At 40.1% G+C, this 20169-nt stretch carries 15 protein-coding genes and 1 pseudogene; 8 read left to right on the forward strand and 8 right to left on the reverse strand.

All coding sequences use genetic code 11. From position 1 onward, the window contains the following. Positions 1-288 precede the first annotated feature (288 nt). The gene (locus tag ACE1CC_RS29810) at positions 289-1194 is read right to left on the reverse strand and encodes a S1 RNA-binding domain-containing protein (protein ID WP_413274063.1); all 906 of its coding nucleotides are present in this window, start codon (positions 1192-1194) and stop codon (positions 289-291) included. A gap of 144 nt (positions 1195-1338) precedes the next feature. Then, entirely contained in the window at positions 1339-2091 is a 753-nt protein-coding gene (locus ACE1CC_RS29815) for a dienelactone hydrolase family protein (protein WP_413274064.1), read from the reverse strand. Between the two features lie 129 nt (positions 2092-2220). On the opposite strand from ACE1CC_RS29815, the gene ACE1CC_RS29820 reads away from it, so the two are divergent. Further along, the gene (locus tag ACE1CC_RS29820) at positions 2221-2667 is read left to right on the forward strand and encodes a metal-sensing transcriptional repressor (RefSeq protein ID WP_413274065.1); all 447 of its coding nucleotides are present in this window, start codon (positions 2221-2223) and stop codon (positions 2665-2667) included. Between the two features lie 233 nt (positions 2668-2900). On the opposite strand, the gene ACE1CC_RS29825 is transcribed toward ACE1CC_RS29820, so the two are convergent. Both ACE1CC_RS29825 and ACE1CC_RS29830 read right to left on the reverse strand, forming a co-directional pair. Beyond that, entirely contained in the window at positions 2901-3689 is a 789-nt protein-coding gene (locus tag ACE1CC_RS29825; protein ID WP_413274066.1) for a glycoside hydrolase family 24 protein, read from the reverse strand. A gap of 48 nt (positions 3690-3737) precedes the next feature. Next, complete coding sequence (locus ACE1CC_RS29830) at positions 3738-4397, reverse strand: SDR family oxidoreductase (RefSeq protein WP_413274067.1); 660 nt, start codon at positions 4395-4397, stop codon at positions 3738-3740. Positions 4398-4714: 317 nt separating this feature from the next. Between ACE1CC_RS29830 and ACE1CC_RS29835 the strand changes: the two genes are divergently transcribed. Further along, the gene (locus tag ACE1CC_RS29835) at positions 4715-5419 is read left to right on the forward strand and encodes a DUF1997 domain-containing protein (protein ID WP_413274068.1); all 705 of its coding nucleotides are present in this window, start codon (positions 4715-4717) and stop codon (positions 5417-5419) included. A 63-nt stretch (positions 5420-5482) separates the two neighbouring features. On the opposite strand, the gene ACE1CC_RS29840 is transcribed toward ACE1CC_RS29835, so the two are convergent. Further along, entirely contained in the window at positions 5483-5953 is a 471-nt protein-coding gene (locus ACE1CC_RS29840; protein ID WP_413274069.1) for a DUF4079 domain-containing protein, read from the reverse strand. A gap of 212 nt (positions 5954-6165) precedes the next feature. Between ACE1CC_RS29840 and ACE1CC_RS29845 the strand changes: the two genes are divergently transcribed. Continuing rightward, on the forward strand, positions 6166-7350 hold the full coding sequence (locus tag ACE1CC_RS29845) for an ankyrin repeat domain-containing protein (RefSeq protein WP_413274070.1): 1185 nt from the start codon (positions 6166-6168) through the stop codon (positions 7348-7350). 121 nt (positions 7351-7471) lie between these two features. Here the strand turns inward: ACE1CC_RS29845 and ACE1CC_RS29850 are convergent, their stop codons facing one another. The 3 genes from ACE1CC_RS29850 to ACE1CC_RS29860 all read right to left on the reverse strand — a co-directional run bounded on the left by ACE1CC_RS29850 (position 7472) and on the right by ACE1CC_RS29860 (position 11363). Further along, positions 7472-8380 carry a 2OG-Fe(II) oxygenase gene (locus tag ACE1CC_RS29850; protein ID WP_413274071.1) on the reverse strand — a complete coding sequence of 303 codons (909 nt, stop codon included), beginning with the start codon at positions 8378-8380 and terminating at the stop codon, positions 7472-7474. A 126-nt stretch (positions 8381-8506) separates the two neighbouring features. Further along, a complete protein-coding gene (gene purH / locus ACE1CC_RS29855; protein WP_413274072.1) occupies positions 8507-10027 on the reverse strand; it encodes a bifunctional phosphoribosylaminoimidazolecarboxamide formyltransferase/IMP cyclohydrolase in 1521 nt (506 codons plus the stop codon). 85 nt (positions 10028-10112) lie between these two features. Next, complete coding sequence (locus ACE1CC_RS29860; RefSeq protein ID WP_413265762.1) at positions 10113-11363, reverse strand: vWA domain-containing protein; 1251 nt, start codon at positions 11361-11363, stop codon at positions 10113-10115. Between the two features lie 458 nt (positions 11364-11821). Between ACE1CC_RS29860 and ACE1CC_RS36980 the strand changes: the two are divergent. The 5 genes and pseudogenes from ACE1CC_RS36980 to ACE1CC_RS29880 all read left to right on the forward strand — a co-directional run. Further along, positions 11822-12222 (forward strand): annotated as a pseudogene (locus tag ACE1CC_RS36980) (RNA-guided endonuclease TnpB family protein); the annotation flags it as partial. A 68-nt stretch (positions 12223-12290) separates the two neighbouring features. Continuing rightward, positions 12291-12920: an alpha/beta hydrolase gene (locus tag ACE1CC_RS29865; RefSeq protein WP_413274098.1), complete on the forward strand. Its 630-nt coding sequence runs from the start codon at positions 12291-12293 to the stop codon at positions 12918-12920. Between the two features lie 245 nt (positions 12921-13165). Then, positions 13166-13378, forward strand: coding sequence for a protein IsiD (isiD, locus tag ACE1CC_RS29870; RefSeq protein ID WP_413265763.1), 213 nt, complete (start codon positions 13166-13168; stop codon positions 13376-13378). A 56-nt stretch (positions 13379-13434) separates the two neighbouring features. Continuing rightward, positions 13435-14631 carry a bifunctional phosphopantothenoylcysteine decarboxylase/phosphopantothenate--cysteine ligase CoaBC gene (gene coaBC / locus ACE1CC_RS29875; protein WP_413274073.1) on the forward strand — a complete coding sequence of 399 codons (1197 nt, stop codon included), beginning with the start codon at positions 13435-13437 and terminating at the stop codon, positions 14629-14631. A gap of 199 nt (positions 14632-14830) precedes the next feature. Further along, a complete protein-coding gene (locus tag ACE1CC_RS29880) occupies positions 14831-20119 on the forward strand; it encodes a Calx-beta domain-containing protein (protein WP_413274074.1) in 5289 nt (1762 codons plus the stop codon). Positions 20120-20169 lie beyond the last annotated feature (50 nt).

The following is a 20169-nucleotide window of genomic DNA, read 5'->3' on the forward strand; positions in this document are numbered from 1 at the left end:
AATTTATTATTGCTGGTTTAATTGTTGAGATTTTCCCAAATAAAATGAGTAATTAGCCAGGATTTGTGATTCCTGGCTCATAGCTGCGGCATTTTAGATTTTAAATTTTCAACTTACCGCACGGCTAAATTCGGTTGCTCTAAGTTAAGAGCAAAATTTTTTACCTGGAGACTTTAACTCCGAGGGCTCAAATTAGTTTTGCGCTTTGGTGCAAAGAAAAAATCTTGGTTTATTAAATAGTGGTTGCTCGGAAAAGCTCAACTATAAACCAACCAACCACTTACTAGATTAACTACCTAATAAATTTTTTCTGGCTCTTTGGGCACGGGCTTCTGCTGATTCCATAACTTCTGCCATATTTTCTAACATTTCTCCGGGATAGTTTTCTAAGACTTTGGTAGAAAGAGAAATGCGGCTTTTGCCTTCATCCAAATTCACAACTACTGCTTTAATTGGTTGACCTACTTGGAATAAATTGGTTAAAGATTCAATGTAGTTTTGGCTAATTTGTTTAATGTGTAGTAAACCACTAGTTCCGCCTAAGTCTACAAACAGACCAAAGGGTTTAATACTACTAATTGTTCCTTCTACAAGTTGAGTCAATTCTATTTCGCTGAATCGGGCAGATTGACTAGCTAAACGTTGGGAGAGTACGAGTTTACCACGACTTTGATCTAGTTCGATAAAAGTAGCGGTTAGAGCTTGACCGATTAAGTCTTCGAGGTTGTTGCGATCGAGCAAATGCGATCGCGGAATGAACCCCCGCAATCCTTCAACATCTACAGTCACCCCACCTTTATTTACACCACTAACTCTTACTTGAACTGACTGACTGCTATCTTGCAATTCGTTGAGTCTATCCCACTTTTCCTTAATTTCTAACTGCTTCACAGAAACAGTGACTTGTCCTTCTGCATCTTGTTCCCGGATAATTAAAAAATCCCGTTCTGACTGCAAAGGTAACAACACCGACAAATCTGTAATCCCTTGCAGCGAAGCTTCTCTGGCAGGTAGAAAAGCCGGAGATTTACCACCTATATCTATAAATGCACCATCACTAGCGTATTCATAGACTTTACCGCGTACTATTTGTCCCTTCTCAAATCCGTAACTTTGCGCTTCTAGAGCTTTGGCGAAATCATCTCTAGAAAAGGATAGATTTTCTGCTGGAGAAGGAGTTGAATTGGATTTCATCTTGCAATCTAAATTAGTTTGTTGTTATTGTGCCAGTGGCATCATTATATAGATACCACCAACAACTGTTGATCTGGCTGAGTAACTCAGCATTATTTAACAGTGGCAAACACTTGCAAAAGGTTTACCACATTTTCAGTAACATTAATTCTCTATTACGAGATTCATTTGAAACAATTGTTTAACTTGTTGCCAAGCTGCTTCAGCGGCTTTCGCATCATAACTACTACGATGGTCACAAAAGAAACCGTGATCTACTCCATCGTAGCGAAAGACACGATGATGAATGTGATTTTTTGTTAACTCGGCTTCAATCTGGTCAACTTGTTCTGGGGGAATACTAGCATCAGCCATGCCAAAGAAGGCATAAATTATCCCTTTAATATCTTTAGTCCGAGTAATAGTTGGTTCACCACCACCGGGAGTCATAGTTGTAATACCTGCGCCATAGAAAGAAGCAGTAGCCTTAATATCTGGTAAAGTTGCTGCTAAATAAGCAACATGACCACCAAAACAAAAACCAATGCAACCAAAACCATCGGGTTTAACTTCTCTCTTGTTCTTGAGATAATCAATGGTGGCTTGGATATCGCCAAGTAATTCGTTTGCTTTTGTTTGCTCCTTATATTTTCTGCCTTCTTGAATATCTTCTGGAGTATAACCAGCTTCATATCCAGGTGCAAGGCGTTGGTAAATAGCAGGTGCGATCGCTACATAACCTTCTTTAGCAATGCGTTCTGTCACCTCACGAATATGAGCATTGACCCCAAAAATTTCTTGAATTACTATTACCCCAGGAAAGGACAACTGACCCGTAGGTTCAGCCAAGTAAGCATCTATTTCCAAATCGCCATGAGGAATTTTTACATGGCTTGTGCGAATCTCTAGGTCTGTCATGATGATTTAGGACTCTTGTGATCTCACCGTTTAGATTTTAGATGATCGACCTCTAAAGAAAGCAGCGAAATCTAGCAAAGTAGATTTGTTGTCATCTAAGCTAGGATTATTAATATTGATAGCCTGTAAATGATGATTGGATCTAAAGACGAAATATTTCCTGGTTCTGAGACTAAAGCAGAGGCAGGTTTGATTGATAGTAATAAAACTCACAAAAAAGCGCCCGCTGATAGTGTAGACCACATCCACACTCATCATTCCCACGAGGACGATTCCCCACATAGCGATCGCGCAGGTCATCATCACGTACACTCAGAAGAATCCCTCCGCCGGGTAGTTAATCGCCTATCTCGCATTGAAGGACACATTCGCGGCATCAAATCAATGGTACAAGAAAGCCGTTCCTGTCCTGATGTACTAGTACAGATTGCCGCTGTTAGAGGTGCTTTAGATCGAGTAGCGCGAATGATTCTAGATGAACATTTAACTGATTGTATTGGTCGAGCGGCAAAAGAGGGTAACATCGAAGCGGAAATTGAAGAGTTAAAGGCAGCTTTAGATCGATTTTTGCCCTAGATAAAAATTTATCCCCGAAAATTTTCCGGTTTCTCCCGGATTAAGGTGATATTGATCTGTAGAAATAATACTAGATGCACCCTGATAATTCTAACCCCAGCCCAAAAACCTGGGGTTTTTTCGTGAGTTGTGCTTAGTTTATGCCGAATTTGGTCAAAACCAAATTGTGATGCCAAAAATTCTTTTCCTCCAAGAGTCCCAAGAGTCCCAAGAGTCCCAAGAGTCCCCAAGGATTAATTTTGACTAGCTATCTGTAGCTCTTCTTTAAGCATTCGCTGATAGATTTCTGGTAAGTATTGCGTCATTGAGTTATCTTCTTTGCCATATCCCAAACTTGTCCAAGTACCAGAAAGTAAACGCAATACTTCGTCGAGCTTTCCTTGACGCAGGAGATTAGAAATATCTACTCCCCAAGCAAGGCGATCGCTTAACCAAGCATAGACGATCGCATCTTGATACTCAGGTTCAAAACTATACCCAGTCCAAAACAAAAAAGGCGACGGTTTTGGGTGATACCGTTCCGCCTTTTCTACCCATGTCTTGTATAATATTTGATATCGTCCAGCTGCGGTAGTACATCTCCCCCGATTCGGCCCAGTAACTATCGTTACACATAACTGCGGATGATGACTCAAGTCATGTACCTGCTGACCACCATAAAGTACTGCGTAGGGATTCGGTTCATTTGACTCACTTGCCGAAATAGTTCGCATCAAAGCACGAATATAAGGATCGCCCCCAGTCATCATTAATGGTGGGATGATCACATCTGCTGGACTAGTTGGAGTCTGAGCCAAAAGTGTATCTTTGAGTAAATCTACACCTGACCTTGGTTCCGAAAGCTCTTTTTGACTATGTTGCCAATAAAAATAACCTGATTGTCTTTGGATAGCTTGGCAACTAATTAGCCAGAAGATCAGAGCCACAGCAGCCACAGAACTCGCAACTGTCACCCGCTTGAGAGTGAAATCTGACTTTTTTTTGCCTCTTGCAGAATGCTTGCGAGCCAATTTTCGAGCCAAAATCCCCACTCCTCAACTCAATAAAACTCCGTTTCCATAATGTAGAGATCATGTCACATTGGCAAAAAGTTCCTCCCAAGTTTTTTCTTTCCCTTGAGGCTCAGCAACAATTTCCACAATTTTATTGGCGGCTGCTGGTTGAAATAATGCCTCAACACAAGTCTGCGCTACTTTAGTCCTTGGTATCCTACCTTCAAACAATGTGTCAGCGACAGACATCACAACTTCTTGGGGATTTTCCTCATTCGTCAGACCACCAGGCCGAACTATGGTATAGGTCAGACCACTATTTTGGAGATATTCCTCAGCTTGTTTTTTCCACACTAAAATCAGCCAAAACAAATTTAGTGGATGAAAGAACCGTGATACACAAAGGGAAGTAACCAAAACAAAGTGTTGAATGTTATTAGCTTTAGCAACATCAACTAAATTCTTGGTTCCTTCATAGTCTACTTTGTAAGGCCCTGTGGGGTCAAAACTAGGACTAGCGCCAGTAGCACAAAGTAGGACTGTACTATCTCCTATAGCCTGAGCTAGACTTAATGGTTGCAGTACATCCCCAACTACTAACTCTACTGGTTCTGGCAATAATCCTTTGGCTTTTTCCAAATCCCGCACTAGAGCGCGGACAGGAATTTGCCGCTTCACCAATTGTTGGACAATTCGGCGACCTGTTTCACCTGTTGCCCCGGCTACAAATGCTTTCATGCTTCAAGCTATATTGGTTAGCATCGTTTTACAATGAGACTTTTTTGAGTTACCTAACCCTAATAGAGATAGGATTCGCTCTGAAATGGTCAGCGTGCTGATTTTACCAGGATAAGAAAGTTATATGCAACTGTTTTCTCCCTATAGGAGTATTTATTACGGAAAGAGGAGTTCCCCGGACAAAGAGATGTTTATCGAATCAAAGCTTAACATTTATTGATTTTATAGGTTAAAATTCACAACTTAGATGTAACTTTTTTTCCGGTGAATGGGCATCCTGAAAATAGACAACTAATAAACAATTTAGGATAGCATCTATGCAATCACAATACAGCGATTATCAATCTAGAGAACTGTCTGAGACGTTTTTGGATTATCGGCAAAATTTTTCGGAAGCAGAAGAGCCTACCGTACAAGCTACTGAAGAATTAGAGCCTTTTCGCTTTCATGGTAATTTTGAAGATTGTATGGAAATGTATGCGCCGCCAGAGGTAGTTGCTGAGTATCTCAATGCTCATCATCAGTGGTTTCGGCGTTGTGCTCAACCGATGAAAGCTGAGCCTTTAGGGGAAAATGGCTATGCTTTAGTAATAGGAAGATTTGGTTCTTTTGGTTATGAAGTAGAGCCAAAAATTGGGTTACATCTATTACCACCGGAGGATAGTATTTACCGCATCCGCACAATTTCTATTCCCGGTTATGTGGCTCCTGGTTATGATGTGGATTTCAATGCAAAGATGAAATTACTGGAGGTAAAGGCTGATTCACTTGCGGGAAATACGGAGTTTACCAAGAATTTACCTAGTACAATTACGAGGATAGAATGGCAACTAGATTTAGCTGTGTTTATTAAATTTCCCCGGTTTATTCATCGCTTACCGAAATCTTTAATTCAAAGCACTGGCGATCGCTTATTAGCCCAAATAGTCCGGCAAGTGAATCGTCGCTTAACTCAAAAAGTCCAAGAAGACTTTCACACTAGCTTAGGATTGCTTTTACCCCAAAAATCTCAAAGGCATTAATCGGGAATTTCCGAATTAATTTAAACTAGGGATTTTAATTCGGAAATTCCCGATTTTTTTTTGTTACATTTTGCTGATGATTCTTTGCACGATCTCAACCCCAGTAATTGCCTGCCAACCAAACAATACCAAAAGTACAACATTTAAAAAAATGTGGCTGTAGCGTGCCCAATTTTGTCCTTTTTGCATCAAGGGAGAAAGTGCAGCTGAAGTAGCAATTAACCCTGTCATGCCTAACCCTACCAGTAAATGAGGGCCAACAAACAATTTGCCATTATTGATATATGTAACACCCATACCAATTAGGGTGCCAACTACCATGACTGCCAAAAGTAAAGAGCCTACTTGGTAATGTTTGATGTTAAACTTACCCTTGATTAGCTCTTTCTTTGCTTCCCCTTCTGCGCTTCTGGTACGTCGCACCAAAACGCCCAGATATAAGGCATACAGGGACAAGGCGAATAGAATCCACATTAAAGTGGGGTGAATAAATTGGCTCCAAACTTTCACAGATGTAGGTATTTCCAAGCTCATAGACTCTTAACGATGGGAGGAACTTTATAAAACTTAGCATAATTGTTCCAGTTCTTTGTATAGTTAAGATTATCTCCGATGTTTCTTGTGTAACAAATCGCTTTATTTGCATAATATAGCTGCACAATTGGCATAATGTCGGGGGTACTGTCTTCTCAAATTTGAGATTTAACGCTAAGTTGTCAGTGAGTGGAATGGAACGAGGGACAGGCATGATCTCCACTAAAGATAAAGATGTTTTATTAAGACGAGCAGCACAGACTGGTGACATTAATGGAGTCAAAGCTTTACTTGCTCAAGGTGCAAATCTGAATTCTACTGATAAAGATGGCACTACTCCTTTGATGTTTGCGGCTCGAAATGGCTATATAGAAATAGTCACAGTGCTCTTAGAAGCTGGAGCTAATGTTAATAAGCCAAAAAAACTTAATGGTTCGACGGCTTTAATGTTGGCTGCTACTAGCAACCAAGTGGATGTAGTAAAGGCTTTAATCGCTGATGGCGCGGATGTGAACGCCAAAAACGATGAAGGAAGCACCGCATTGATGGCAGCTGCTTTTAGGGGAAACACGGAAGTAGTGCAGCTTTTGTTGGCTGCTGGTGCGGAAGTGAATGTGAGAGATAAGGATGAAGATACGGCGTTGACTCTAGCGGCTAATAGTGGTTTTACGGATGTGGTAGCGGCTTTATTGGCGGCTTTAGCGGAAGTGAATCAAACTAGTGGTGGGGAAACGGCGTTAACTTTAGCAGCTGACCAAGGACATTTGGGAGTTGTCCAAGCGCTGTTAGCCGCTGGTGCGGATGTGAATGCGAAAAATCCTGATGGATGGACAGGGTTAATCTCAGCGGCTGCTGGTGGTCATACTGAGATTGTCAGAAGTTTATTGGATAAGGGTGCTGATATCAATGCCCAGGATTCCGATCGCGAAACAGCTTTACATTTGGCTGTGGTGGAAGGGAATCTTGCTGTGGTAGAAGTTCTGTTGGAAAGGGGGGCAGATTTTCAAGCGAAAAATCAACTTGGCGATACACCTTTGCTGTTGGCAGCTTTACATAATCATGAGCAAATTGTAGCGATTTTGCAAAAGTTTGGTGCTGATTGTAATGCTACTAATTTTGATGAAACTGCTTTAACTTTGGCAGTATCTAACGGTAATTTCAGTATGGTGCAAATTTTATTAGCTGGTGGTGCGGATGTTAATTTGGCTACGGAAGATGGAAAAACTGGGTTAATTAAGGCAATAGAAAATAGTAGTAGTGATATTTTGCAATTGTTAATTTCAGCTGGTGCTGATGTGAATGTGAAACGCGATGGAATGACGGCTTTAGCGATCGCCAAATCTATTGGTGATTCCGAGATCGTCAAATTACTGGAAGCAGCAGGAGCACAGGAGTAAGCAAGGGAGCAGGGGGGCACAGGTGCAGGGGTGTTCTTTTGAGTTTTTCCCTAACCCCTAACCCCTAACCCCTAACCCCTAACCCCTAACCCCTAACCCCGCCCCAGTCCCCAATCTCAACTCAAAACTTAAAATTTTCTTCTCGACGTACCCAACCGTTAATAGTGAACCGACTGTTAGCAAATGCTTTGTCTACACAAGTTACTGGCAGAACTTCGTGATAGCATTGGCTGGGGAAAAAGACTATGCTGTTGTTGCGTGGTTCGATGGTTTGGAAACTGTCACTTGGGTAATCGCAAGAGTTGAGGATTTTGCGATCGTAAACTAGTAATTCTCCACCATAAAAAGGTTTGGGTTCTCGATAAAAATAGTAGGAATAAGTCAATTCTCTAGTGGCAGTTTCGGGAGTTCCGTTATCCTTGTGTAACCGGAAGTAATTATTATCATTATGGGCTGTTAATTGTGCTTCAATGCGCGAAATGGGAAATAATCCCATACCCAATTTACTCAGGACAAAAGGTATGGCTTTTCTGAAGCGCCGCAGAAAGATTTCGGAAATTTCAGGAAATTGGTATAAAACCGAGGATTTTCGATGATCTGGATGATAGGAAGTATTAGTTCTGGAGGCGGTATCTACAAAAGCTGACTCTTTTTCTAAACTATAACTAATTAGTTTTAACTTTTCTTCTTCAGTCAAAAAGTTGTCAATTTGCACTAATGGAGTAGGGAAAATATTTGTTCCTTGCAGGTCATTTGAGGCGATATTTTCTAATAGTAATGGTGGTTCAGTTACTACGCCAACGAGCGAACTTTGGGGAAAAGATAAAGCAGAATGACCATTTTCTAATGGTATATGAAACCATTGTGCTCCTGAATTTGTTTGTGGTTGAGAGTCACCTCTAATTACAGCTAAAAGACTTTGTAATAGTGGCGAGTTTGTCTTTAGCCAAATGGTGTAGTTATGTCCTCCATTCAGGAGGATGTTAACTTTGACTTCTGGAGTTGCGATCGCTTCTAGATAAAATTCCATAGAATACTCTCAATCACAATCTGCAAAGTAAAAAGGGAAAATCCGATCGGGATTTACAGATTTAACAGATTTACCAGCTTTTATTAATTAATCCCGATCGAAAATGTCAATCCCTAAATCCCGATGCTAATGCAGGAAATGACGGATACCTGTTAATACCATGACTATGCCTAATTCATTAGCCGCTGCGATCGAATCTTTATCGCGTAGACTTCCGCCTGGTTGAACGATCGCTTTAATTCCCGCCGCCGCAGCGGTTCTTACTGAATCATCAAAAGGAAAGAAACCATCACTAGCTAAAAAAGCATTTTGCGCTTTTTCTCCAGCTTCTTCTAAAGCAATTTTAACCGAACCTACACGATTCATTTGACCTGCACCAACACCAAGGGTAGTGTTGTCTTTTGTCACCACAATAGCATTAGATTTGACGTGCTTACAAACCTTCCAAGCAAATAATAATTCTGCTAATTCTTCTGGTGTTGGTTGCTTTTCTGTCACCACTTGCCATTCACTAGTATTTTCCTCTGCATCATCAGAATTTTGCACCAACAAACCGCCAGCAATTACCTTGACTGTTTGTTTTGGCCCTGTTTTCAAATCTGCTAAAGTTAAGACGCGCAAATTGGATTTTGCTGCTAATATTTCCTGTGCTTCAGGTTCACAACTTGGCGCGACAATACATTCTAAAAATGTTTTGGTTAAAGCTGTAGCTGTTGCTGCGTCAATTGGTTGATTTAAAGCCACAATTCCCCCAAAAGCGGAAACAGCATCAGCATTAAAAGCTTTTTCATAAGCTTGGGCTAAAGTATTACCTAAAGCTACACCACAGGGATTGGTATGTTTTAAAATTGCCGCAGCGGGAGTGTCGCTAAATTCGGCAATAATTCTTCTGGCAGCTTCCAAATCTACTAAATTATTGTAACTTAATTCTTTACCTTGTAATTTAGTAGCAGCTGTCCAACCTGTAGCAACGGTTCCTGTTTGATACCAGGCAGCTGGTTGATGAGGATTTTCTCCGTAACGCAGGGGTTGCAACTGTTTTCCTGAAATATTGAAAAAGGAATCATCAGTTGCTAAATAATTAGAAATTGCTAAATCGTAAGTAGAAGTATGTCTAAATGCTGCTAATGCACAAGCTTTACGAAAATCAAAACTTGGTTCTCCATTTTGCCGCAATTCTTCTACATAATTTTTATATTGATCGGGGTTGGACAATACTGTTAAATGAGCGAAATTTTTCGCTGCGGCGCGAATCATTGCAGGGCCACCAATATCGATTTGTTCCACTGCTTCTGCTAAAGTTACATTAGGTTTGGCAATAGTTTGTTCAAAGGGATAAAGGTTGACTACTACCAAATCTATGGGGCGAATTTGGTGTGTTTCTAAATCTTTAATATCTTCTGGTAAATCTTTTCTGGCTAAAATTCCCCCATGAATTCGAGGGTGGAGAGTTTTCACTCTTCCCCCTAAAATTTCGGGAAACCCTGTATAATCTGAAACTTTTGTGACTGGTAAACCTGCTTCTTTCAAGGTAACAGCGGTTCCGCCACTGCTGATTAAATCAAATTGAAATTCTTCGACAAGAATTCGAGCAAAGTCTACTAATCCAGTTTTATCAGAGGTACTCAGCAGTGCTAGACGCGCCATGACCTTAATTTTTCCTATCGCTGATTGACCATTAGCGATCTTACCTGATAATCAGGAATTAGAAACTGATTAATTTATTAAATGTTTAGATGATGTCATCTAAGATACGGGGATTTGTTAAGGTAATGTCATAAGTTTCTAAGCTTGCTTGTTTGCGTAACTTTAATAGTTGCCTTGCTTGTAAGTCGGCATCCAAGTTAGCTAATGCTTGAGCTTCTTTATCTAGTAATGGTGATTGGGGGGCGTTTATTACTTGTAATCTGGCATTTTTGAGTAGTTTACTTGCCATTTCGTAGTCGCCGCGATCGAGATGTTTTACTGCTTCCTTTTTCGCTCTAGCTACCATCATTAATAATGTTCTTTGTTGGACTTCTAAATTGGGGGGGAATTCACTTATTGATGCTGAATTAATTACAGGTAAGCGTAGACTTGTCCAAATTTTTTGTAGTTCTTCTTGTTTGGGATTTTTCCAATTTAAGCGGAAATAGCACAGGTCTGTAATTTGTGGAATTGGTGGCACTTGCAATCTTACCACTACTTCCATTGGATTACCCATAATTAAGTTTGGTAATTGAAATCTGCCTCTTTGATCGGTTTCTAAATCGTTCAGTACGTCTTCAATTTCTACGGCTCCTTGCGGATCGATCGCTAAACTCACAGTATGCCCTACTGTTGCCATTAAATCTTGTAATTCTGTGCGAAAAATAATCGGCAATTTTTCGGGAGATTGGATGTAATAATATCCGCCATTTCCGCGTTTTGCCATTGAGGTTAGTAAGTCTTCATCGTAATGATTACCCACACCCATTGTTGTTGTACTTACGCCCTGTTGTGCTAAGCCATAAACATCTGTGGCGATGACATAAGGATTTTTTTCACCGACGCTACTAAAGCCATCAGAAAGCAAAATTACTCGATTTAAATGTTGGGAATTAAGATGTTTAATAACTTGAATTGCTCCGGCTTGCCAACCTGCGTGTAGGGCGGTTCCATATCCGGGTTGAATTTGTTGAATTTGATGAATTATATTAGCTTTATCTACGGCAAATGTACTATCTACTAGGGTATAAACTGCCCGATCGAATACTACTACACTGACGCGATCGGTAATTAAAAGTTGTTGCACTGCATAGCAAGCTGCTTTTTTCACATAATCGATTTTTCTTCCTTTCATGGAACTTGAGCGATCGATTACTAAGCACAAGTTTAAAGGTGGTCTTTGTAAGTCTTTTTCCGGTGCAGGTGGAATAATTCTAATTAGAACATCCAAATCTGATGGTACATCTGAACAAATCGCAGCACGTAAGGGAATTAATTCAATTTGTGGTACTTGCATCCACCGAACTCCATTGAAAACGAAAGGGAACAATAAATTTAAACAAGAATAGCAGCATTATAGATACAAAAAAGTACCCAAATAAATTTAGAAGTATATGGAAAATATTTGTAATTCTCTAGGAATTATCATTAAATAAATCAGCGAAAATGATTGCTGTAAGACATCCATTGTCTCAGCAATAATTAGTAGATTTACCACCTCAATCTTAAAACTAAGACTAACTAGTGAAATCCGTATAATCTCACTCAAAGAAATAGGGTTTACTAGCTAGTTCATAGTATTTATACGGTTAATTCTACAAAATAATATTATGAAAGATACATTCCCTCAAGAAACTTCACCGAATCTTCATAAAAGTCAGAGTTGCGTATATTTACGTAAAAGTAATTCTTAAGAATGATTTAATAATTTAGCGAAATTAAGGTTTTAGCGATCGCCTAATATCATTTCTCAAAATTAATCTCGGACAACGCAACAATCAAAACTTTGTACAAGTTCCTGTATCTATACTTAGACTCAAGCTGCAAAGCCTCTGTAGTCGTCACGGAATTGAATTTGTTGAGCAAGAGGAAAGCTACACAAGTATTGCTAGTTTTCTCGATAATGACGTTATTCCTGTCTACAACGCTGACAATCCAGAGCCGCGCAAGTTTTCCGGGAAGCGAGTCAAAAGAGGTTTGTATCGCACCAAGCAAGGTTGGTTGATTAATGCCGATATTAGGTGCAGCTAATATCTTGAGAAAACATTTAAGTAAACAGAATGAAAGTATTTTCGGACTGTCTAGGGGTTGTTTGGCACAACCTTTAAGAGTGAAAATCTTGCAAAGAATCTCCCGTTACATCCGCTCTTGATTAACGGGAGTGTCAAGAATAAAACTATTGGTCTAAAATCAAAGGCGTTAGTCTGAATTTAGGAGCAAACTTCTGTCTCTTCAGGTAATTTCCATTCCACCAACAACCGGACAAGCACCAACTGGGGTGATTGTCGCTTTGCACGGCTGGGGTGCCAATGCAGAAGATTTGGCTGACTTAGCACCTTTTCTGAACTTACCGGATTATCAGTTTCTCTTTCCTAATGCCCCTTTCCCTCACCCTTACTCATCAGTGGGCAGGGCTTGGTACGACTTTCAGCGAAATGAAGGTATACAAGAGAGTCGCCAACTTCTTACAGATTGGCTTTCTAGTTTGGAGAGTGAAACTGGTGTTCCTTTGTCGCGGACGATTTTAAGTGGATTTTCTCAAGGTGGGGCGATGACGCTGGATGTGGGATTAAATTTACCGTTAGCGGGTTTAGTCTGTCTGAGCGGCTATTTGCATCCGATTACTCAGGGAACAAAACCTGATACTTTGCCACCAACGTTGATTATTCACGGTACTAGGGATTCAGTTGTTCCGATAACTGCTGCTCAAAATGCTAGGGATATATTGACGAGTTTAGGAGTAGCGGTGCAGTATCAAGAGTTTAATATGGCGCATGAAGTTATACCAGCAGTCCTTAACTTAATGCGAAGTTTTGTGTTGCAGGTAATGTCTGTGGAAAGTCCCAAAGCTTGAGTAAAAAGGTATCTCCACCTTATTGCGAATAATTGGTAATTATTTACTCATAGTAAGGTAAGGGTAAGATAGTAGGGGTGAGTGTATTTTGACCAGTTGACCAATTTTAGATTCAAGGTTGCTGATGGCTGATTATTGAGACTATGTGACTCATCCTGATGCGATGTCATCAGTTCAAAATCCAAAATCTAAAATCTAAAATCTAAAATCGATTGACTCTACGCTGGGACGGGAGGTGCCGAGAGATGACGACAGCAAGCATTGTGAAGCGCGATATAGCTGCTATGACTCCAGCAGATGTAGCTGAATTAGCTGCACGTTTGGAGCAGGATGATTATACTAATGTCTTTGAAGGACTTGATGATTGGCATCTGCTGAGGGCGATCGCTTTTCAGCGTCCAGAGTTAATTGAACCTTACATTCATCTGTTAGATATGGAAGCTTATGATGAAGCCTGACGATAGAGGATTTTAGATTCAAAATTGGAGTTAAATCCAAATTCCTCAATCTAAAAATGGCGAAGGTTCTAATTGGCATTGGCGGTGGTATTGCTGCTTATAAAGTCTGCGAAGTAGTTTCTTTCCTGGCAAAATCTGGGGTCGAGGTAAAGGTTATTTTAACTGCTGCGGCTTGTGAGTTTATCACACCTTTGACCCTGGCTACTCTTTCTCGAAATCCGGCTTTTACCGATCGAGATTTTTGGCAACCGATTCATGGTCGTCCGCTACATATTGAATTAGGTGAATGGGCGGATGTTTTTGCGATCGCGCCTTTAACTGCAAATAGTTTAGCAAAACTGGCTCATGGTTTTGCTGATAATTTATTAACTAATACTGTTTTGGCTTCTACTTGTCCGATTTTGTTAGCACCTGCGATGAATACGGATATGTGGGAACAGTTGACAGTGAAGCGCAATTGGCAAGAGATTTTTACAAATCCAAGATATCACAGTGTCGGGCCTAGTGCGGGAATTTTGGCTTGCGATCGCATTGGTTCCGGTCGCATGGCTGAACCTTCTGAAATTATCGCACATATTCACAGTTTATTACACACTAAAGGCAAAAAAGATTTAACCGGAAAACGAGTTTTAATTAGTGCTGGGGGAACGAGAGAATTTTTAGATCCGGTGCGATTTATTGGTAATCCTTCTACTGGCAAAATGGGATTAGCTTTAGCAACCGCAGCATTACATCGAGGTGCATCAGTAACGTTAGTACACGCACCAATAACCGGGGAAATTCCATTGGGTGTAAAAACTGTGGGTGTGACTAGCGCCGCCGAAATGCAAAAGGCTATGTTAGAGTCTTTTTCTAGTGCCGATTTAATTATTATGTCAGCAGCAGTGGCAGATGTGAAACCTGCTAATTATGCCAGTGAAAAGTTACCGAAAAAATCTCTTCCTACTGCTTTAGATTTGGAGTTTGTTCCTGATATTGTTGCCCAGTTAGGTAATTTAAAACAACCCCATCAAAAGTTGATTGGTTTTGCTGCCCAAACTGGGGATATTGTAACACCTGCATTGGAGAAGTTAAAGAGGAAAAAACTGGATGCGATCGCCGCTAATCCCATAGATAAAATCAACAGTGGTTTTGCCAGCGATAACAACCAAGCAATCTTGCTAGATTCCCAAGGCAGACAAGTAGAAATTCCAACTTGTTCTAAATTAGAAATGGCACATCAGTTGTTCGATTTTGTCCAAGAGTTATGTTGATTTTTTGAGCAAGTTCAGGGTATTTAAAACAGCAATTCAACCAACAATTTCCCCTGTTAAAAATTAAAATTTAAACAATAAAAAACACCTACTGAAAACAGTAATAATAACAAAATATTGTTAGGTGCTTTCACTGATGACGATTTGTTTTTGACCAAGCCATGATCGGGTCGTCTCCGTAAAAATCCTGTAAGTAGAAATGACTATTTATATCGGTACACTCGGTAATGACTTAATTAATGGTTCATTATCTGAAGATTTTCTTTTAGGTTTAGCAGGCAAAGATACTATTTTTGGTGGTAAAGGAAATGATGTAATCAATGGTGACGAAGGCAACGATCCAACAAAACAAAATCAGCCAGATAGCACCAAATATGAGGGAAAAGACGATGATTTTTTATCGGGAGAAGAAGGCAATGATACTTTATTTGGTGAGCAAGGAAATGATGTAATCCTGGGAGGAGAAGGAGAAGACGTTGGATTTGGGGGGGATAGTAATGATTGGATTAATGGTAACGAAAACAATGATACTCTTCACGGTAATCGCGGCAAGGATACAGTAATAGGAGGTGATGGAAATGACTTATTGTACGGTGGTCAAGATAATGATTTTCTATTAGGCGATCGAGGAAATGAGACTCTTTCTGGAGACAAAGGCGATGATATAGGATTAGCAGGAATAGGTAATGACTTAGTATTTGGTGGTGAAGGTAACGATTTTCTTAATGGCAATGAAAACGATGACACCATAGAAGGAGGTAATGGTAATGATACGCTACATGGTGGTAAGGAGAGCGATCGATTATTTGGTGGCGAAGGCGATGATATTTTAATTGGCGATTTAGGGGCGGATACTGTTAGCGGTGGTGCCGGAAATGATATTTTTGTAATTGGTAGAAGAAATGATGTTCCCGGATTTCAGACTACTGGTGGAATTAATATTAGCGATGCTGATTATTTTCTAGATTTTACTCCTGGTGAAGACATAATTGAACTGATAGGAAATTTACAATTTTCCGAACTAAATATTTTCGCTGGTACTGGAATATATGCTAATCATACCATTATTCAAGACAAAGGAACAACTGAATATTTAGCAATTATTAAAGGAGTCAATCCTAATAGTATTATTGCTAAAGAGCTTATCCCAATTACAGTTAATAAAGAAGTATTTCCAGGTACATTAGAATTTAGTGCTGCTAATTTTAGTGTTAATGAAGATGGTACACCTATTGCTTCAATTACCCTAAATCGCACCAATGGCGACTCTGGTATAGTAAGCGTTAAAGTTTTAGTAAATGGCGGCACTGCAATAGGTGGCGCTGCACCATTAGCAGCACCAAAAGATTATGATAACAGCTTTATTACAGTTACTTGGGCAGATGGGGATACGACACCTAAAACTGTCAATATTCCCATTTTCAATGATACAGAAGTTGAGGGTAACGAAACTGTCAATTTAACTTTAAGCGATCCGACAAATGGGGCAACAATTGGGTTACAAAATACTGCGGTTCTGACAATAATAGATAATGATACTTTAATTACTAATCCAGGGATTTTATCTTTTACCAAAGCTAACTATAGTGAGAATGAAGGAAATGGGGGAACTGTTAATAAAATAGTTGCTACCATTCAACGTGATAGTGGCAGTGATGGTACGGTGACAGTACAAGTACAACTGGATACGGGTAGTACTGCAACTGCCGATGATTTTATTAATAATTTGCCAATTACTGTTACTTTGTTACCAGGGGAAACTTCTCGAAATGTAGAACTTCCGATTATTGGAGATGGGATACCTGAAGGAAATGATACGATTAATTTAAAATTAGTTAATCCTACTGGTGGCGCTAGTTTAGGAGGACAGCAAACAGCTATTTATACTATTATTAATGATGATGCTGCCCCTACCTTTGACTTTAGTATTGCTACTTACACTGTTACTGAAGGAAATGGGGGAAGTTTCAACACAAATGGCATAGTAAGAGTTAACCGCACTGGCGATATTTCTGGCACCAACTCAATACAAATTCAATTAGCTAATGGTGCTTCTCCTAGCGCCACAGGCGGAGTAGATTACAACAATACCCCGATTACCGTTACCTTTAATCCGGGTGATATTTTCAAAGATGTATCTGTTCCCATTGCTGGAGATACTGATGTCGAACAAGATGAAAATATCGCTCTTACTTTAGTTAACCCTAGTGCGGGTAATGTTGGCACTACTACACCGAAAGCGGTTTTAACTATTATTAATGATGATTTAGCAACTGTCAGTCTTACCGCCACAGATACCAAGGCAGCAGAAACAGGTGATACTGGAACTTATCGCATTAGTCGCGGAACAAATACTATAGGTGCATTAACAGTTAATCTGAATATTGATGGTAGTAGTTTAGCTAAATCTACCGACTATATTTTGAGTGGTGGTAGTGTTGTAATTGCAGGTAGCAATCTAACAGTTACTATTCCCGATGGACAGTCATTTGTAGATATTACTCTTACCCCAAAAGATGATATTCACGCGGAAGCAGATGAAACGCTAAAACTGAATTTAGCAGCAGGAAGTTACAACATTGATGGAGTTAATAAAGAGGGAACGGTAGCGATCGCTGCTAACGATACAGTAATAATTAGTTTAGCAGATGATGCCAGCATTAATCCCAACTATGCTAACCTGGAAGGTACTTTGCGGCAAGCGATGTTAAATGCAGAAGCTTTTGCCGGAACAGACACAATTAATTTTAGTGGTGCAGCAACATCGGGAACGATTAATTTAACAGGTGTGTTGCCCTTTATTTCCCAAAATTTAAAGATTAATGGTACTGGTGCTGGTAATTTAAATGTGCGCCGAGATACGGGTGGAGAATATCGGATTTTCTCTGTTATAAATGGTGATTTTACTATTGATGGGTTGACTATTTCTAATGGTTATACTGGGTCTGGATCTCTTTACTACAATTCTTTGGGTGGCGGCGGAATCCTTAACTTTGGCACTGGTACGATAAATGTTAACAATACCACTTTTTCTAACAATCAATCTGATTACCATGGTGGTGCTATTACTAATTTTAATGGTGGGACGGTGAATGTTAGTAACAGCACCTTTACCAACAACTTGGCTGATTTTGGTGGGTTTGGTGGTGCTATTTTTAACTGGAAGGGAGGCAAGGTAAATGTTAGTAAAAGCACTTTTTCTGGCAACCAATCAAAAAACCTTGCTGGCGGCGCTATTGCCAGTCTTGGGATTGGGACGCTAACTGTAACTGATTCTAGCTTTTCTGATAATAAGGCTTTTGGCCCTGGTGGTGCTATTTATACCGAAGGTTCCCTGACTGTTGCTAATAGTGATTTTACCAACAACAAATCTGATTTTACTGGTGGTGCTATTGCAAGTCAGGATACGTTGATTATTACCAAAAGTACTTTTTCTGGTAATAAGTCTAGAAACGGTGGTGCGTTATCGATCGATGGTACGGCAAAGATTACAGATAGCACTTTTTCCGAAAATACGGTAGAGATGAGTGTTGGGGGTGCTATTTCTATCACTAGTAAGGATACCGTAACGATCGATCGCACCACCCTAACAAATAACTCTGCTAACAGCGGCGGCGCTATTTGGAATAATTCGATTGGCACAGTAAAAATTACTAATAGCACGATCGCTAACAATACTGCCAAATATAATGGTGGTGGAGTGTCGAATGAGGGAAATATCGAGATTAGTAACAGCACTATTTCCGGTAACAAATCAAATGAATCTGGTGGGGGCATTTATCACGAGGGTACTACAAATACTTTCAACATTAACCGATCAACAATTACTAACAACACGGCTGATTTCGATAACAATGATACTGGCGGCTTTGTGAGCAATAATGGAGGCGGTATCTTTATCCAAAGTGGGACTGTTACTGTTAAAAATACGATCGTTGCCGCGAATATTGATAACTCACCTTTTGGGGGAATCAATCCAGATTTTTCTGGCAATCTCACATCCCAAGGTTACAACTTAATCGGCAATGTTGGCACTCAGAATTTTAGCAGCAACACTACAGGCGATTTATACGGCGACCCTAACAATACTACTAGCAAAAATGCAAGCGCAACCGAATTTGCTAGTGCGATCGATCCGAAACTCAACCCTTTAGCAAATAACGGCGGATTGACTCAAACTCACGCATTACAAACAGGAAGTCTTGCCATTAATGCGGGAGATCCTGCTTTTGTACCGCCTCCAAATACAGATCAAAGAGGTGCTTCCTTCGATCGCATTGTCGGTGGCAGAATTGATATTGGTGCTTTTGAATCTAAATTTACACCTGCTGAAATTAGGGGGATAAAGTGGAATGATTTGAATGGCGATCGGATTCGCAATGCTGGTGAACCCGGACTTGCAGGTTGGACAATTTACCTAGACTTAAATAACAACAGTAAACTCGACTCTGGCGAACCTTCTACCACTACTGATGTCAACGGCAATTATGCTTTTACTGGCTTATCAGCTGGAACTTATACTGTTGCTGAAGTGCGACAACGAGGCTGGAGACAAACCTTTCCCGGCACTTTTGTTAATGGTTCGGGAACAGGAGGAAATATTTTAGTCAGCACAAATCAAACGATTGGAGAATATACTCAAGCTGGCACTGCTGTTTCTGCTGCGATTAATATTCCCTATGGGGCGGCTTCTCGTCCTCTTGGCGAGGATGCAAGAGATATTATCATTGACCAAAATAATCTCATCTTTAATTACAATGGCACATTCGATCCTTTTTTAAGTATCTACGATCAAAGCAATGGCACTTGGAACCACAGAACTCATCCAGGTTGGAGTACGGTTAATAATGCCAGCTATGGTGGCATTGCTAAGTATCAAAATTTTGTTTATGCCACTGATATGATTACCTTTGATGTAGACGATACACCTACAGGAATTGTACGTTTCGATCTCAGCAACAATACATCTGCGCGTTTTGCAGATACCCAGCAATATATCGACTTAACAATGGGTTTGGACGGTGTACTTTATGCCCTCAGAGATGATAGTAGCTTGTCAGGACGTACAGTTGATGGTTACGACCCGCTAACAATGAATTTATTGTGGACAACGACTTTAGCTAACGATGCTAGAGGCATTGCTGTGAATAAAAATGGTGATATTTTTGCCGCTGATTGGGATGGAAATATTCGTCGCTATGATGACAATGGAACTCAATTAAATTTTAGGGCTAGTGGCACTACAAACTTAAACGATATTGATGTTTCGTTTGATGGAAAATTAATTGTTGGTTCGCGGTTCGGTCAAGTTATTATTACTGATGAATCCCTTGCTAGCCAAACTTCCTTTTCAGTAGGTAGCGACGATGTTTTTGTATCGTTCACTACGCCACAAACGCCGATCGCAATTCTCAACCCAACCCATACTGTAACCCTAAATACTAGTCAAGTTGTCACTGGAATTGATTTTGGTGCGCTCGCCACTTAACCCCGAAAAACTAAACTCGATCGGTCAGAAACCCGGTTTTTGAGAAAAAC

This window comes from Floridaenema aerugineum BLCC-F46 (genome assembly GCF_041929345.1).
GTDB classification, from domain to species: domain Bacteria; phylum Cyanobacteriota; class Cyanobacteriia; order Cyanobacteriales; family Aerosakkonemataceae; genus Floridanema; species Floridanema aerugineum.